At 42.9% G+C, this 16,431-nt stretch carries 13 protein-coding genes and 1 riboswitch; of the genes, 11 read left to right on the forward strand and 2 right to left on the reverse strand.

Features of this window, described 5'->3' with window-relative positions; genetic code table 11:
* The first annotated feature begins 14 nt into the window (after positions 1–14).
* The 5 genes from R50345_RS03630 to R50345_RS03650 all read left to right on the forward strand — a co-directional run bounded on the left by R50345_RS03630 (position 15) and on the right by R50345_RS03650 (position 3,815).
* The gene (locus R50345_RS03630) at positions 15–611 is read left to right on the forward strand and encodes a hypothetical protein (protein ID WP_042124192.1); all 597 of its coding nucleotides are present in this window, start codon (positions 15–17) and stop codon (positions 609–611) included.
* A gap of 118 nt (positions 612–729) precedes the next feature.
* The gene (locus R50345_RS03635) at positions 730–2,103 is read left to right on the forward strand and encodes a hypothetical protein (protein WP_042124194.1); all 1,374 of its coding nucleotides are present in this window, start codon (positions 730–732) and stop codon (positions 2,101–2,103) included.
* A gap of 79 nt (positions 2,104–2,182) precedes the next feature.
* Complete coding sequence (locus R50345_RS03640; protein WP_042131840.1) at positions 2,183–2,836, forward strand: M48 family metallopeptidase; 654 nt, start codon at positions 2,183–2,185, stop codon at positions 2,834–2,836.
* A gap of 110 nt (positions 2,837–2,946) precedes the next feature.
* Positions 2,947–3,501: a hypothetical protein gene (locus tag R50345_RS03645; protein WP_042124196.1), complete on the forward strand. Its 555-nt coding sequence runs from the start codon at positions 2,947–2,949 to the stop codon at positions 3,499–3,501.
* Positions 3,502–3,521: 20 nt separating this feature from the next.
* Positions 3,522–3,815, forward strand: coding sequence for a hypothetical protein (locus R50345_RS03650; protein ID WP_042124198.1), 294 nt, complete (start codon positions 3,522–3,524; stop codon positions 3,813–3,815).
* A 62-nt stretch (positions 3,816–3,877) separates the two neighbouring features.
* Here the strand turns inward: R50345_RS03650 and R50345_RS03655 are convergent, their stop codons facing one another.
* The gene (locus R50345_RS03655; protein ID WP_042124200.1) at positions 3,878–5,599 is read right to left on the reverse strand and encodes a cellulase family glycosylhydrolase; all 1,722 of its coding nucleotides are present in this window, start codon (positions 5,597–5,599) and stop codon (positions 3,878–3,880) included.
* Positions 5,600–5,821: 222 nt separating this feature from the next.
* Here R50345_RS03655 and R50345_RS03660 point away from each other — a divergent pair, with 222 nt between their 5' ends.
* The 6 genes from R50345_RS03660 to R50345_RS03685 all read left to right on the forward strand — a co-directional run bounded on the left by R50345_RS03660 (position 5,822) and on the right by R50345_RS03685 (position 16,066).
* Positions 5,822–6,400, forward strand: a complete 579-nt coding sequence (locus tag R50345_RS03660; protein WP_042124202.1) for a hypothetical protein — start codon at positions 5,822–5,824, stop codon at positions 6,398–6,400.
* A 91-nt stretch (positions 6,401–6,491) separates the two neighbouring features.
* A riboswitch (cobalamin riboswitch) is annotated at positions 6,492–6,692 on the forward strand.
* A gap of 165 nt (positions 6,693–6,857) precedes the next feature.
* Entirely contained in the window at positions 6,858–11,780 is a 4,923-nt protein-coding gene (locus R50345_RS30090) for an S-layer homology domain-containing protein (protein ID WP_231574033.1), read from the forward strand.
* Between the two features lie 74 nt (positions 11,781–11,854).
* Entirely contained in the window at positions 11,855–12,823 is a 969-nt protein-coding gene (locus R50345_RS03670; protein WP_042124204.1) for a DUF4430 domain-containing protein, read from the forward strand.
* A complete protein-coding gene (locus R50345_RS03675; RefSeq protein WP_042124206.1) occupies positions 12,823–13,713 on the forward strand; it encodes an energy-coupling factor transporter transmembrane component T in 891 nt (296 codons plus the stop codon). The genes R50345_RS03670 and R50345_RS03675 overlap by 1 nt, the downstream gene beginning before the upstream one ends.
* Complete coding sequence (locus R50345_RS03680) at positions 13,686–15,356, forward strand: ABC transporter ATP-binding protein (protein WP_042124208.1); 1,671 nt, start codon at positions 13,686–13,688, stop codon at positions 15,354–15,356. The genes R50345_RS03675 and R50345_RS03680 overlap by 28 nt, the downstream gene beginning before the upstream one ends.
* Entirely contained in the window at positions 15,338–16,066 is a 729-nt protein-coding gene (locus tag R50345_RS03685; RefSeq protein WP_042124210.1) for an ECF transporter S component, read from the forward strand. The genes R50345_RS03680 and R50345_RS03685 overlap by 19 nt, the downstream gene beginning before the upstream one ends.
* A gap of 117 nt (positions 16,067–16,183) precedes the next feature.
* Here R50345_RS03685 and R50345_RS31105 read toward each other — a convergent pair whose 3' ends face one another.
* A complete protein-coding gene (locus R50345_RS31105; protein ID WP_156114716.1) occupies positions 16,184–16,426 on the reverse strand; it encodes a hypothetical protein in 243 nt (80 codons plus the stop codon).
* Positions 16,427–16,431: the final 5 nt, after the last annotated feature.

Below are 16,431 nucleotides of genomic sequence, written 5' to 3' on the forward strand. Positions count from 1 at the left end.
GGAGGTATATTCGTTTGAGAAAAGCAAATTTCAATCTTATTTGTGGTATAGTCGTTCTTTTGCTGTTATTCACTGCATGCAGCAAGGACAGACCCAAGTATGCTGAGCTTTTCACACATGTGGAAGAGCACCGGGCTGTGTTCATGCTGCCGCGCGAAGAAGGTCTTGCTGCTTTGAAAATTACCGATGGTGTGGGTGAATACGATACAACTTTAGGTACAATCATGCAGGATGATATCCTAACTGTTAATCAGATGGAGTTCATACAGCAGGTTGTGGTAGATGTTGAGACCAATAAAATCATAGGCTACAGGGTTGGAACAGTTGTCCCCAGATCGGAAAGCGGCTATCAAGAGGCAAGAGAGCTGGTACGTGCTTTTCTGGACCAATACAAACCTGTGGAAGAAGAGGCTGACAAAGTGGAGAAATCTGTCCAAAAGATCGACAGGATGGCTCTTCCGCTAAAGCCTTTAACAGGCGCTATCGAAGAATCATGGTCTTACGGCAAGGGCGAGGATAAATTGTATATAAACTACAGAATGTCAAACAGTTTTCAAAGTGATAATGAATTGCCGTTGAACTTGTATTTCAGCAGCTATGAGGGGAAGTAAGGTACGAAGAGACAAGATGTGATTTACAAAAAAATACACAAAGATTATGATATTTCCACAGGCAATTATATCCTTTTTTTCCTAAACTTTTGTTTGGACTAAATAATTGGAGGATCAAATGAAAAAGCACGACAAAATCATTTCCTTCATCTTCATACTTTTTATGATGGTGACGGCTATTTACTGGGCAATTACGACCGAAAGCTGGACCGTGATGGGCACCCTTGCATCCGTGATCTGTTTCGTACTTTTTGTATTATTGGGGCTTCGCACTATCCCTGTTTTGACAGCATTTGTGCTGGCGAACCCGGGACTCGAAGTGACTCAGGAAATTAGAGAGCGGGATAGAAGGCGCGCTTGGCTTCGAATTATTGGCTGGATATTGGCGAGTCGTATCCTGCTTATGCTCATTGGTTATGTATTTTTAATTATACAGAATGGTTATTCAGGGGGTCTGTTTAGCAAGATTGCCGAGACTTGGCATATATTCGGGATCGATGCTTCACATTATTTAGGGATTGCAGAGAATGGATACGTGACGGAAGGAGATCCGAAGTACCATATTGTGTTTTTTCCTTTCTTTCCAAACTTAATTAAAGTAGTTCAGGTATTCGTAGGGAATTATCTTGTTGCTGGATTCATCGTTTCAAATATCGCTTCTATTGTTGCCGCCTTGGTTGCTTATGAGCTTGCAGCACTAGACATGCATCGTAAGAATGCCATGCGAGTCGTGAAGTATATTTTCATATTCCCTGCCGCGTTCTTCTTCTTCATTCCGATGACAGAAGCGCTATTTCTGGCTTTATCTTTAATGTGTTTATATTTTGTGCGAAAAAAAGAATGGCTCATCGGATGCTTATGCGGTGCACTTGCAGCGTATACTCGTTCTCCAGGGGTGCTTCTGATTGTACCGGTTGCCATTGAATTTGGACGGGATCTGATAGGCAATTATAAATTACTAAATAAAAAAGCGTTTATACATAGAATCACCACTGCCGTTGGCTGTCTCGCTATCATATCAGTAGGTTTGCTGGCTTATCTGTATATTAATTACTACGTCACGGGAAATGCGTTTCAGTTTAGTATTTACCAGCGGGAGCATTGGTCTCAACGGTTTTATCTCTTTTTTGATACCGTAAGATATCAGATGGAATATGCTGTAGGCACTTTTAAGAGTGGAGATCATCGTTCTTTCCTTGGGATATGGCTGCCCAATTTAGTCGCTATATTCTCAGCACTAGTTATCATGTTTAGGGGTGCAAAAAAGATCCGACCTTCATACACCGCCTATTTCATCGTGTACTTTGCATTCGTAGTGGGTGCTACCTGGCTGCTCTCAGCCCCACGGTATTTGCTTGTTGCATTTCCGCTAGCTTTTGCTGCTGTTGCGCTTACGGAAGACAAATCAAAGGATGTTGCGCTTACTGTATTTTCAGTTGTGGGGAGTATATTGTATTTAGCGATGTTTGTGGCAGGATATCCAGTGTATTAATGAATCATGTTAAAATAGGAGAACGCCTAAACGCGTTCTTCTTTTTTGTGTGAATAACCTTATAGAAACGATGGTGGGTATGAAGATTGAGTACGACAATCAGGTGATCGAGTTTAATGTTCAATATGGAAATGGCAAGAAAATCTCCATTCATATAGATTCTTCAGGGCGTATAACACTCAAAGCTCCCAAGAAAACAAGTGAAGAGACGATTAAAAGCGTGGTTGAGCGTCATGGCAAATTAATAGTGGAGAAGCTGCAGAGCATTGAAGCAAACAAAGAAACGCCAAAGCTTAAAGAGTATGAAGACGAGGGCAAGTTCTTGTATCTGGGCAAATATTATTCGCTGCAAGAGCTAATAGAGACAGGGGATTTAAATGAGGAAGAGCTTAAACTGAAGCTGAAGAAGTTCTATTTTGCTAGCTGTAAAAAGATTGTAGGCGAACGGATTAATAGATATCAGACGCAGCTTAGAGTAAAGTCTAAGACCATTGACATTGTTGAGTCTAGAACCAAGTGGGGAAGCTGTAGCTCAGATAAAAAGCTAACCTTTAACTATCGCTTAGCGATGGCTCCAGTGGAGGTTATCGATTATGTAATCATCCATGAACTGTGTCATTTACTTCATATGAATCATGACCGCTCTTTTTGGAGAAAGGTTGGAAGCCTCATGCCGGATTATAAGGAGAAAGAAGAGTATTTAGCCAGATATGGGCGTGCTATGACGCTGTGATCATCAGGGTGTAATTCAAGTAGACCATTTTCTGGTGAATAAAAGAAAGATAAGAGGTAAAACTATTTCCACTAATAGAACTGGAAGAAATTTAAATGCGGAGGTAAATGATGACACAGAATAAAGGAAATTCACAACGCCAGATTCGAACTTCAATTCTTTGTTTGATCTGTGCCTGCACCGTCCTATTAAGTGGCTGCTCTAAAGCTGCCAATGAAACCACACAAGTAACTCCAACGCCTACAACAGAAGCCACTGCACCTGTGGCTACGAACAATGCAACAGAACAACCCAATGCATCATCTGGTACCAATACAGAGGGGCTTCCGGCGGATGTTAGCGTTCAGAGAGTCATTAAGGAAGTCACTTTAAAGGATGGATATCATAAAAAGATTGAGCTGCTGACTGATGGCGGCAAGCGGGTTACCATTACGGATCCGAGCCAAAAGATTGTTTTACAGCAGATTGAATATGATGGAAAGATTACTACGTCTAATGGTAAACAGGTTACCGTTAAAGTCGAAGGTGGGGGAGAGCAGACCATAACCATCCCTGATCATGTAGTGATCGAAGATGAGGACAAGCTTGGATTGATGCCAGGTGTTGAAATCGAATGGACAGTGAATGCCGAGGGTCAAATCGAAAGTGTTGAGCTGGAGGATTAAAAAGATATCGGGGTGGCTAGATGAAATTTCTAATCGTTCTTGGCAGTATAGTGGTACCCATTGTCATGCTAATGATACAACGGAAATGGATAAAGTGGCGCATTGTATTTAATGTGGCTTCTGTGTTGTCTGCGCTTATCTTAGGTAATATTTCTGCCCTAGCCATATATGAAATATTAAGGGATAACACGGTATTTATGACTTCGATCCATGCGATTTTTTTGAATCCAATGTTCCTTCTAACGGGAGCCTATCTTGGAGTATATCTGGTCTATCGCTTGATGTTGATGACGTATGAAGAAGTTTATGTATGATGTAGTTAAAAATAGGAGTGTCCCTGTGAAGGGACACTCCTATTTATTTTATACAGTGAAAGCTAAGAAGACTTTCCTACAACACTAGTGCCACTCTTCGTGATCTTGTAAGTAAGGATATCACCATTCCAGAAGTGGAATTTCAAGATGACCTCTCCATCTTTAACATCTTTAAAGAAGGCTGGGAGCAGCTTGATTTCTTTCGTGTTATACGACGGTGAGAAAGTATTGCCGAACTCCTTGAATGGAGTCCAATCTTGAGGGCCTGCATTGCCGCCAGCGGTATAGACAGCCTCCATCGTGGCAAGCTGGTTGCCATTAAAAGTAGTCGGAATCGCAAACGATTCAGTCGTACCTTTGGCATCACTTAATTTGGCAGTGTCATTCACGATGATCTTTAGTCTCCACGCAACGCCTTTGTTGAATTTCAGCGTTAACACAGCATTTTCACCGTATTTTTGGGAAGCTGTGAGCTTTTTAAGTTGGCTGGCCTTGAGTGTAAGCTCCTCGCCATTTAAGGTGTAATCTTTGCCTTTAGTTAGATGTTTGCCATTTACACTAATGGTAGTAAGCTTATTTCCGTTTAGATTAAGCTTCACTTTGGTGTCTTTGATGGTTGCACCTTTTTTAAGATAGACCAGATCGCTTTCGGTACTGGAGGAACGTTCCTTCAGACCGGACATTAATACACCCTGCAGCTCGGAATCGGACCACTTATAAGTTTTGCGGTTGAAATGCTGCCCATTATCCCAGAGCATAGAGGTCATTTTCTTTTCTTTTAAATAATAGGTAAGGTACTCGAAGAATTTCAGCTTCTCGCCTTGTTCAATCACACCTGTATCTTTATCGAAGCCCAGTAGTCCAAACTCACCAACGATAACCGGAATTCCTTTAGCTACGAATGTGTTGTAAACGTTATCAAAAGTTTGGGTGATATCGTTTTTTGTATCTTTTTCAAACGTGGTATAGCCGGCGATATTCACACTGAACGGCCAGAAGCCATAGAAGTGAACGGTAGCAATTATATTCGGATCGTTGAGAGCTGTAATCGTTTTGTAGAGCTGATCCATTCTAGGCTGCGTAGGAGAAGTCTCTAATGAAGGTAGAACTAGCGGACGTACATCATTCTTTCCACCGGAGTTCCGAACGATCTGATGGAAGGAAGTGTTGAGTTCTGTAAGCATTTGCTCCATCTTCGCTTCATCGGTGCTTCCGCCATCTGTGAAGCGGGGTTCATTGATGCTTTCGAACATCAGCTTATCGGATTTATCCTTGAAGCGGTCCGCAATTTGAGTCCATGCTGCGTTATAACGCGCGAGCGTTTCATCATGCTTCTCTTCCATATGACTTACCCATAACCAGGAGTCGTGATGGACGTTAATCATTACATAAAGCTTGGCGTCCAGCGCCCAGCCGACCACTTCTTCGACACGGTCGAGATAAGCTTTTTCAATGGTGTAGTTCGGTGCTTCACCTATGTGTGAATCCCAAGTGATAGGAATCCGGATACTTTTGTAGCCTTGTGCGGCGATTTTCTTAATCAGTTCTTGGGTCACACGCGGATTTCCCCAGGAGGTTTCATCCTCACCTGTAGCATCTAGAGTATTGCCAAGGTTCCATCCGGGCTGCATATCGTCTACATAGGATTGGATTTTACTCTTTGGTGCTGCTTTAGCTTGTTGCTCGTCCTTGGTAGCAGCGGCGGCAATGGATGAGAACAAAGAGAGCAGAAGAGCGGTAACAAGGGTCAATGATAAGAAGGATTTCTGGATTCGAGTAGTCATTGAATTCTCCTTTGTAAGATCATTTTTGAGGATGCTTAAACCTGACCTTTCCTCAAGCACTTTGGTACGTAGATGAACACTGGCACCTCCATTTTTTTGTTGTAAACGCTTACCAAATACCCTAACATAGAACATTTGTAGTGAGTACCTTACTAATTTGTGGTAAATTCATATGGAAATTAGTGATTTGAATTGATCCCAAGAGTGATGGAGGAATAACCAGTGAGCAGATTTCATTACATAGGCTCGGCTACAGAGCTTCCGTTAGGAGAAAGAGGCAGTGTACTGTCAGCAAAGACATATGATGAAGTGAAAAATTCACCAGAGTATAAGAAACAAAGAGAGGCTCTGCGCCTGCAAGGCATAATTCCTTTGGATGACATTGCAGATCTATCTCATTTAAGAGATGAGGACTGTCTTGTATATGACTCGGAAGAAGATGCAGCGGGTATTTTTATAGAGGAACTTGGGTATTGGAACGATGAGATTCGCAAGCATTTTCGGAGTCCGTTTGTGTATCGGATTTCACCTAATTGGGGTAGCTTCTCTGTATCCCCTGAGCTAAAGAATACTCTACCGGGTTCGTATAACGCCTCACTCAAGTGTTGCCTGGAGTTATTTAAACTTATGACAGATATCGGAGTAGCTGGCACCGTGTTTGAGCTTTATACTTGCTGGGCAGAGGAGGAAGGGCACCCACGTAATAAAAAGTATGACCGAATCTTTGATTTGGCCTCTTTGTCACTGGAGGATGGTTTTGAGCTGAGAGAAAAAGAGTATATTGTGGTTGAAATGGTTTGATATTCAATAGATTTATCTCCAACTACTTGTTATACAAAAAACAAATATTGCATGACAAAAGCATCTATATTAGATATGATGAAGCATGGAAAAATTAATATTAGCAATAGGTGCCAATTATGAATGTTTCGGAAATACAATCATAGATTGGTTAAATGGAAAGCGGGTGTGAATCCCGCGCGGTCCCGCCGCTGTGAAAGAGGAGTCCTTGCAAGGTACCACTGGGAAACTGGGAAGGTAGCAAGGGTGATGATACTTGAGCCAGAATATCAGCCTGTTTCTGATACACCGTTAAACTCTACGAGCGATAGAGAGGTGTTTGATATAGTATATGCCTGCTATTGTTGCGGTTCACTATCTTAAACCTCTTGACGTTATGTTGAGTGGTTTTTTTGTAGTGCTAAAAAAGTTTATTCTGTTTTTTATCATAGGAAAAGAAGGGAAGGGTTATGGAAACATGAAGAATAATAAGTTTTTAGCTTGGTTACTCATTGTAGCTGTATTTATCACGACGTTCTCTACAAGCGTAATCCCGGCTCATGCGAATGAAGCAATTGCCGATAGTGCAGTTGTAACAACAGAGGTTGATCAAGCTCTAGTAGAGCAGATTAATGCGTTAGTACAAGAGCCAGATACAGAGAAGCCTACGATTTTGATAGAAGGTATACAAGATAAACAGGAAGTATCCAGTAAAGATGTAAGCTTCAAAGTAGTGGTTACAGACAATGTCTACAAAGACATTATTCCAGTAGTAAAGCTGAACCAAGTCGTTCTGTCAGCTACTAATGGTGAGTACAAAGCATCTCTTAACCCGGGTAGTAACGTAATCGCAGTAACGGCTGTGGATGGCGCAGGAAACAAAGCAGATAATGTAACCTATCAGGTTACTTATAAAATCACTGCCAAAGAACAGTTAGATAAAAGCTTGGCCTACATCGTTAACACCGTAAAGAATCCGTCATTTGGAACAGGCAGCGGAGAATGGTCGATTCTTTCTCTAGCACGTGCGAACTACAAAGTACCTAACGGTTATTACAATCTCTATTACAACAATGTAGTTACGAAAATAAGTTCGATGATCAAAGAGGATGGAAAACTCGACGCTAACAAAAGCACAGAGAATTCCAGAGCGATTCTAGGCCTTACCTCTATCGGAAAAGATATCACGAATGTTGCAGGTCATGACCTAAGAAATGCACTCGCTGATTATCAATATATTCAGAAGCAAGGGAACAACGGTCCCATATTTGCTCTGATTGCACTAGATAGTTATAACTACGAAATTCCAGTATTATTCCCTGATCCTGATGAGAAGGGAGTAATCTATCAAAGCACAAGAGAAAACCTGGTTCAGTACATCTTGGATAGAGAAGTTAAAAAAGGTGCAGCAGATGCTGGAGGCTGGGCATTAGGTGTAACCAAAGCCGACGTCGATATGACCGGGATGGCGATGCAAGCACTTGCACCTTATTACGCAAAGGATCCTAATGTAAAAGCTGCCGTGGATCGGGCGATTGCATGGTTATCGAGTGTACAAAATAATCAAGGCGGATTCACAAGCTGGGGAAGCACAAGCAGTGAGAGCATCGCACAGGTTGTTGTTGCCTTAACTGGCGTAGGTGTAGATCCGCACAGTGACCCTAGGTTTATTAAAGAAGGAAATTCACTTATAGATGCTTTACTTAGCTTCTCTGGGCCGGATGGTGGATTCAAGCATATTCTCACCGGTAAAGTAGACGCTATGGCTACGGATCAAGGTACATATGCACTCGTATCCTATGATCGTCTGATTAATAATAGCAAACGTCTCTATGACATGACGGATGTTCAATTAGAACAGCCTACTACCGTTGTAGCAAAACAACAATTAAATAAAAACCTTGCCTATATCCTAAACACTGTAAAGAATCCGTCATTTGGAACAGGCAGCGGGGAATGGTCGATTCTTTCTCTGGCACGGGCCAATTACGAGGTTCCAAGTGGCTATTACAATCTTTATTATAACAATGTAGCTGCTGAAGTAGCTAAGCTAATGAAGGATGGAAAACTCGACGCTTCGAAAAGTACTGAGCATTCCAGAGCGATTCTAGGACTTACCTCGATCGGAAAAGATATCACGAATGTTGCAGGCTATGATCTAAGAAATGCACTTGCAGATTTTCAATATGTTCAGAAGCAGGGGCTTAATGGTCCTATATTTGCACTGATTGCCTTAGATAGTCATAACTATGATATTCCTGTAGTAGAAGGCGTTACAGATCAAACCACAAGAGAAAAACTGGTTCAGTATATTTTAGAAAAAGAAGCACCGACTGGTGGATGGGCGTTATTTGGTACTAAAGCCGACACCGATATCACCGGAATGACGATGCAAGCACTTGCACCTTACTATGCAAAGGATCCTAATGTAAAAGCTGCTGTGGATCGGGCGGTTGCATGGTTATCGAGTACGCAAAATGATCAAGGTGGATTTACAAGCTGGGGAAGCACAAGCAGTGAGAGCATCGCACAGGTCATTGTTGCTTTAACTGGTGTAGGCGTAGATCCGCACAGTGACCCAAGGTTTGTTAAAAAAGGAAATTCGCTTATAGATGCACTGCTTACCTTTGCTGATCCGGATGGTGGATTTAAGCATATTCTCACTGGTAGAGTAGATGGTATGGCTACGGACCAAGGTACGTATGCACTTGTGTCTTATGACCGTCTGATCAATCATAGTAACCGTCTTTTTGATATGAATGATGTGGTGATTGAACAACCACCTATACAACCAGAGGGGCCAAAAGAATTCCCGTTACCTTCTGGTGATAAGCCGGAAGTTATCATCAATGATGATGCTCATGATTATATCGTTCCGATCAGCGCCGGAGATAGCAACAAGGAAATAACAGTAGTTATTCCTAAAGGTCAACAATCGAAGGTTAGTGTTAGTTTACCTATTAACAGCGACCTTCCTCAGATTGAGGCTGCCAAAGGTGACGTATCTGTAGTCATTCCTAAGGGTGCAAAAGTTACAAGCGGAGATGCCTCTGCGATTGAACTGATGTCACCTTTAACAGGCACAGAAGCTGCACTAAAAGATAGTCTGAATCAGATTATTTCTCAGGATAAGAAGCTGGAGAGCATTATTCATGCTTTTTCCATGGGTGGCAGTGCAAGAGTAGAATTCAGTCAATTTATTACGTTAACCTTTAAGGACCTTAAAGGAAAAGATGCTGCTTATATTCAAAATGGCACACCTCATGCGATTCAAAAATTTGCAAGCGATGACTTAGGCTTTGCAAGCGGTAAGTCTGAGTATGCCTATGATAGTGGAAATGATTTAATCGTAAAAACTAATCATTTCACTGATTACATTGCGTATTCCTCCAGTGCAGTACAAACGCCTGGTGGTGACGGTAATGGTGGCAATGACGGTGGAGGAACCACTCCATCGAAGACATACGTAACCCTATCCGTGGATAAGCTTACGATTAAGAAGGGATATGTTGTTCCATCTGTACAGGTAGAGCTACAATCTGGTGACACAGTATGGTCTGTACTAGAGAGAGTGCTAGATAGCCGCGATATCGACTATAGATATTCTTGGAACAGTACATTTGGAAGTGTGTATGTTGAATCCATAGCTGGCGATGGAGAATTTGACCATGGTAGCGGTAGTGGATGGATGTATAATGTGAATGGAAATTATCCTAATTATGGTGCATCTTCATATAGTCTGAGTTCAGGGGATAGAATTCAGTGGCGTTATACTACGAATTTGGGTGCGGATCTAAATGCACCGATGCCAACCCCATCTGCGACACCAAAACCAACGCCTAAACCTAGCGGTACTCCTGCTCCTGGTGATGTAATTAATCCAAGTGAGCCGAATGTGAGTCCATCTCCAACAGCGACTCCTAATGGCATTGAGCAACTGTATAAAGACGCCGATAAGATCTCATCATGGGCGTTCTCAGCGATTGAAACAGCTACAGTAAAAGGGTACATCCAAGGTAACAATGGTCAGGTGAATCCGAAAGATCATATTACAAGAGCAGAATTTACTAAGATCCTAGTATCAGCATTGGAACTGGATATCAAGAGTGACAAAGGAATTACCTACAAGGATGTCGCTCTGGGAGATTGGTTCTATCCTTATGTGAATGCTGCGCATAAAGCAGGGTTAATTACAGGCTTTAATAATGAATTTAAGCCAAATGACAAGATTACTCGCGAACAAATGGCAGCCATTATTGTCAGAGCATTATCAATCCCGGCTACGAAGCCAGGTACAGCTATTAAAGATATCAATACAGTGTCTGCATGGGCTAAAGCAGATGTGGAAACCATTGTTGCCACCGGACTTATGTTAGGTGATAATAATCAGTTTAAACCTAAAGAGCTTGTAACGAGAGAAATGGCAGTTGTTGTTGCTACTAGAACCCATGATTATAAGAGTGGCGACAAAGCGGTTAGTCCATATATTCAGAACACAGCAGCCTTTTTGCAAAAAACAGTAACAAACCCGGTCATCGCCTCGGTTGGCGGGGATTGGACAGTGTTCGGGCTGGCACGTTCTGGTGTGAAGGTTCCAGATAGTTATTACGCTAAGTACTATGCGAATGTAGAAGCAACCCTTAAAGAAAAAGCTGGGAAGCTCCATAGCGTAAAATATACGGAATATGATAGAGTTATTTTGGCATTAACTTCAATCGGCAAAAATATTGATAAAGTGGCGGGTTATAACCTACTGGAACCGCTCGCGGATTTTGATACTGTAATCAAGCAAGGTATTAATGGACCTGTGTTTGCCTTGATCGCACTGGATAGTAATCATTACGACATTCCAGTAGTTAAAGATGTAAAGACGCAAACAACAAGAGAGCTGCTCATTGATTACATTTTAGGCAGAGAGATCAGCGGCGGGGGATGGGCATTAGGCAGTAATGCTACTGAGGCTGATCCGGATATCACTGGGATGGTTATTCAAGGCTTAACCCCTTATTACAAAACGAATGCCAAAGTAACGGCTGCTGTAGATCGTGGAATAACTTGGTTATCCAAAACACAAACAGCAGACGGCGGCTTTGCAAGCTGGGAGTCTACGAACTCCGAGAGCATTGCTCAGGTGATTGTAGCTTTAACTGGACTTGGTATAGATCCGCATAAGGATTACAGATTCATTAAAAATGGCCGTTCAGCGGTAGATGCGTTGCTTGGCTTTGCTGCACCTGAAGGTGGTTTTTATCACGTGAAGCAGGGTGGAGTAGGCAACGGAGGCGCGAAACCAGGAGAAGTAGATCTTATGGCTACGGATCAAGCAATGTATGCACTGGTTGCTTATGATCGGTTCGTTAAAGGTCAGACGAGTCTTTATGACATGACAGACGTTAAATAGAACTATATTTAGAAGAGATAAGCAAGGGGAGCGTGTATACCCTTGCTTATTATTTAAGGTGGGGAACTTAAGAAATGAACAAGAAAAAATGGCTAACAGCGATACTAATTATTGGTGTGTTGGCGATTTCCTTTTTTTGGGGCGGGAATTATCAGAAGAGCCCGAACAAGGTTGCGAGTAACATTGCAGAGTCTCAGGTTGTAGAATCAGACAACACGGCTTCGAATCAGAATGTTGATGTAGAGCCTTCAGCCTCAAGTGATGCCGAGACAACGGAGATAGCACCTACAGCTACGCCTGGCGAAACAGCTAAGCCCGTTGAAACGGTAAAACCAACTGAAGAGGTAACGCCGACCGAAACTGCGGTAACAGATGTTGAAAAGCCGACCGCAACACCTAAATCGGATACACAGGCACAACCGACCGCAACACCGAAAGCGGCTAAAACGTCCGTGCCGGAAACGAAAGCGACGGCAAAGCCAGTAACCAAACTAGATTCAAAAGTAGCGACAACAGAAACCAAGCAGGAACCAAAAAAGGATAAATTCCTTACCGATCCAGTGCCGAGCGGGAAACCTAAGCCAGTGGAATGGCAAGATGCAACAGTAGATAAGAAGAAGCAATTAACGGCTACCTTGTCCGTGTCGGCGGCTACGATTTTAGATAACATGGATATTTTTAATAAGGATAAGCTTGAAGTATTGCCGGCAGATGGTATCATTTATAAAGCGCAGAAGGTAACCTTTTATGAAGGTGAGTCTGTGTTTGATGTTTTGTTAAGAGAGATGAAGAAGAATAAAATCCATATGGAATTCAGCATGACGCCGATCTATAACAGTAATTATATTGAAGGTATAAATAACCTGTATGAATTTGATGCTGGAGAGCTTAGTGGATGGATGTACAAAGTTAATGGCTGGTTCCCTAACTACGGCAGCAGTCGTTATGTTCTTAAGGATGGCGATGTCGTTGAATGGGTATACACTTGTGATTTAGGTCGAGATGTAGGTGGTTATGTAGCCACAGGAGGAGCACAGAAATAATGAAGGATAGCTTTTCTACCTTTCATCCGTTTGTGAATTTTCTATATTTTGTTGTGGTATTGCTGTTTAGCATGGTGTTCATGCATCCCATATTTCAGGTGATTGCCCTTATCAGTGCAGTGGTCTACTCCTTTATGTTAAAAGGAAAGAAAGCCGTTCGATTTAATCTGCTGTACATGGTTCCTTTTCTACTATTTATGGCGATTATGAACCCTGTTTTTAATCATCAAGGGGTAACGATCCTGTTCTATTTGAACAATGGAAATCCCATTACGAAGGAATCCATTCTTTATGGTGTAGCAGCGGCGTGCATGTTTGTGACGGTAATCATCTGGTTCTCCTGTTATAACGTCGTGATGACCTCGGATAAGTTTATTTATATATTCGGAAAAATACTGCCGGCACTGTCGTTGATTTTTTCGATGGTGCTTCGTTTTGTTCCTAGATATTTAGCGCAAATCAAGGTGATTTCGAATGCCCAAAAATGCATAGGCCGGGATGTCACACAGGGAAATCTCCTCGCTCGAGCGCGCAATGGGATTACGATCCTATCGATAATGACCACCTGGGCTCTGGAAAATGCGATTGAGACGGCGGATTCTATGAAGTCAAGAGGATATGGATTGCCTGGACGTACAAGCTTTTCGATCTTCCGTCTAGATGCCCGGGACAAAGTAGCCCTCTTGATCATGACAGGCTTAATTGCGATGGTAGCCATCGGCGCAGCGATGGGTGAGAACACGATGAGATATTATCCGTCAATTAAAGCGAGCGCAATTACACCTTTTAGTATCCTTGTATATATCGCTTATTTTGCGCTATGTATGATCCCTGTGCTCATCAATATGGTGGAGGCAATGAAATGGAAATCTATCGAATCGAAGAACTAAGCTTTGCTTTTCCTGAACAAGAGCAGATGGCTCTTTCGAATATCAATCTTACGATTGCAAGCGGAGACTTTATTACTGTGTGTGGAAAGTCAGGCTGCGGCAAAAGTACCTTACTAAGACAACTGAAAACAATCCTAACCCCACATGGCAAACGCCAAGGGGCGATTTATTATAAGGGTCAACCTGTAGAAGAGATCGATCAACGGACACAAGCAGCGGAAATCGGTTATGTACTCCAAAGTCCGGACAATCAAATTGTGACAGACAAGGTGTGGCATGAGCTGGCCTTTGGCCTTGAAAGCTTAGGTTATGACAATTCTACGATTCGTTTGCGCGTGGCTGAGATGGCAAGCTTTTTCGGAATTCAGACCTGGTTCCATAAAAGTGTGACTGAGCTATCAGGTGGCCAGAAGCAGTTACTCAATTTAGCTGCGATTATGGCTATGCATCCCTCGGTTCTAATCCTTGATGAGCCTACCTCTCAGCTAGATCCTATCGCGGCTTCCGATTTTTTGGAGACGGTCAAAAAGATAAATCGCGAGCTTGGCACAACCGTTATCATGACCGAGCATCGTCTGGAGGATGTTCTTCCGCTTACAGATCGACTGATTGTGCTGAATGAGGGCGCTGTGATTGCCGATGATACCCCGCAAAAGGTGGGTGAAGTCTTAAGCAAACTGAATCATCCGATGTTTCTGTCCATGCCCTCACCGATGCAAATTTACGCAGGAGTAGATAATGACTTAGCGTGGCCTGTTACTGTGAAGGAAGGACGCCAATGGTTGGATGCTTTTCTAGAGGATAAGACCCCTGCAACAATGGCAGAATCTCATCCAAGCACGAAAGAGGATGGCCCTGTTGTCATAAAGTTCAAAGATGTATGGTTTAAATATGATAAACACGGACCCGATATCATTAAAGATTTGTCTTTTGAAGTGAAGCAGGGGCAATTCTACTCTATTGTAGGTGGAAATGGAACGGGGAAGACGTCGACGTTGTCGCTGATGAGTGGCATTCTTCAGCCGTACAGGGGGAAGGTTCTAATCGGTGGGAAGAATCCAGCGAAGATGAACGCCAAGGAACTGTTTACTAACAATCTGGGTATTCTCCCGCAAAATCCACAAACCTTATTTGTGAAAAAAACAGTCGAGCTAGATCTATTCGAAATGTTATCCCAGCTTCCTTTAACGAAGGGAGAAAAGGTGGCTAAAGTCGAGGCTGTGGTTAAGTTCGCAGAACTGGAACATCTTCTCTCGATGCATCCGTATGACCTTAGCGGGGGAGAACAGCAGCGTGCGGCGCTGGCTAAAGTGCTTTTGTTAGAGCCAAAGATTCTGCTGCTGGATGAACCGACGAAGGGACTGGATGGGCCTTTTAAAGAGAAGTTAGCTTTATTCTTACAGAAGCTTAATGCTGAAGGTGTTACCATCGTAATGGTTTCGCATGACGTTGAATTTTGTGCCAAATATGCGGAAGTTTGCGCCATGTTTTTTGATGGAAGTATCATTACTACGAATGAAGCGCAGAAGTTTTTTGCGGGAAACAGCTTCTATACGACTGCCGCCAACCGTATGGCGCGTCATGTATGGAGCGAGGGAGTAACGATAGAGGGTGTGATTGATTTATGTCAACGAAGCAGGTGACGAGTCGTCGTTTGAGTCGTCGAACTTTATTAGCGGGACTGCTAATCTTTGTAGTTATTCCAGCTACAATTTTGTTAGGCATTCTCGTCCTAGATGATCGCAAATATTACTTTATTAGTCTATTGATCGTCCTCTATACAATGATTCCGTTTGCGATGGTGTTCGAGAATCGGAAACCGCAGGCGAGGGAATTGATCGTCATAGCAGTGTTAGCAGCCATTGCCGTTGCTGGACGCGCAGCCTTTTTCATGCTGCCACAGTTTAAGCCAGTAGTTGCTATTGTCATCATTGCAGGGGTGAGCTTGGGGGCGGAGGCAGGGTTTTTGGTGGGCGCTGTTGCGGGCTTCGTCTCTAATTTCTTTTTTGGTCAGGGACCTTGGACGCCTTGGCAAATGTTCTGTTTTGGCATTATTGGTTTTCTGGCGGGCATTTTCTTCAAGAAGGGTCTGCTTAAAAAGACTAAGCTGTCTCTCTGCATTTTCGGAGGGCTAGCTACTTTCTTGGTATACGGAGGCATCATCAATATAGGCTCGCTGATGATGTTCACTTCAGAGTTCTCATGGTCGGCTTTGATGACCACTTATATTTCCGCCTTTTGGTTTGATATGGTGCATGCGATCTCCACGGTGGTGTTTTTGTTTTTTATTGCTAACCCTATGATTGAAAAGTTGGATCGGATAAAAACGAAGTATGGGTTGATTGAGCCTTAGGGTGTTCGTGCGGGGTGTTGTGCGCATTGCGCTGGCGGACGCTCCGCTTTTCCACAATCAGTCCGTTCTCTCCGCTGCCATCAGCGCGAAACCCAAAACACAAACAACCTAAAGGGCTTAATGAACCCACCTTCGGTTTTTAGCCGAAGGTGGGGAGGTAGTGACTAGTGGCTGTGATACTAGCCAACGAGAAACATAATGAGAAGAGAATATACCCAGTGGCGATGCTCCAGTAACCGGAGTATCGCCTGTTTTTTGCTTCTTAGACAAATGTAGCCTAACGATAATTGACGTCTCCACTTCAACGGAATCGTCTAGCTCTATGCTTCCCTCATGAAGAAAGACAATTTCCCCTTCCATTACTC

Source organism: Paenibacillus sp. FSL R5-0345 (assembly GCF_000758585.1).
Lineage (GTDB): Bacteria > Bacillota > Bacilli > Paenibacillales > Paenibacillaceae > Paenibacillus_AQ.

Bases quoted from the DNA above. Each gene is read 5' to 3' on its own strand.
- R50345_RS03650 (WP_042124198.1), top strand. From the start codon at position 3,522: ATGAAATTTCTAATCGTTCTTGGCAGTATAGTGGTACCCATTGTCATG.
- R50345_RS03640 (WP_042131840.1), top strand. From the start codon at position 2,183: ATGAAGATTGAGTACGACAATCAGGTGATCGAGTTTAATGTTCAATAT.
- R50345_RS31105 (WP_156114716.1), bottom strand. From the start codon at position 16,426: ATGGAAGGGGAAATTGTCTTTCTTCATGAGGGAAGCATAGAGCTAGAC.
- R50345_RS03655 (WP_042124200.1), bottom strand. From the start codon at position 5,599: ATGACTACTCGAATCCAGAAATCCTTCTTATCATTGACCCTTGTTACC.
- R50345_RS03675 (WP_042124206.1), top strand. From the start codon at position 12,823: ATGAAGGATAGCTTTTCTACCTTTCATCCGTTTGTGAATTTTCTATAT.
- R50345_RS03685 (WP_042124210.1), top strand. From the start codon at position 15,338: ATGTCAACGAAGCAGGTGACGAGTCGTCGTTTGAGTCGTCGAACTTTA.
- R50345_RS03635 (WP_042124194.1), top strand. From the start codon at position 730: ATGAAAAAGCACGACAAAATCATTTCCTTCATCTTCATACTTTTTATG.
- R50345_RS03680 (WP_042124208.1), top strand. From the start codon at position 13,686: ATGGAAATCTATCGAATCGAAGAACTAAGCTTTGCTTTTCCTGAACAA.
- R50345_RS03645 (WP_042124196.1), top strand. From the start codon at position 2,947: ATGACACAGAATAAAGGAAATTCACAACGCCAGATTCGAACTTCAATT.
- R50345_RS30090 (WP_231574033.1), top strand. From the start codon at position 6,858: ATGAAGAATAATAAGTTTTTAGCTTGGTTACTCATTGTAGCTGTATTT.
- R50345_RS03670 (WP_042124204.1), top strand. From the start codon at position 11,855: ATGAACAAGAAAAAATGGCTAACAGCGATACTAATTATTGGTGTGTTG.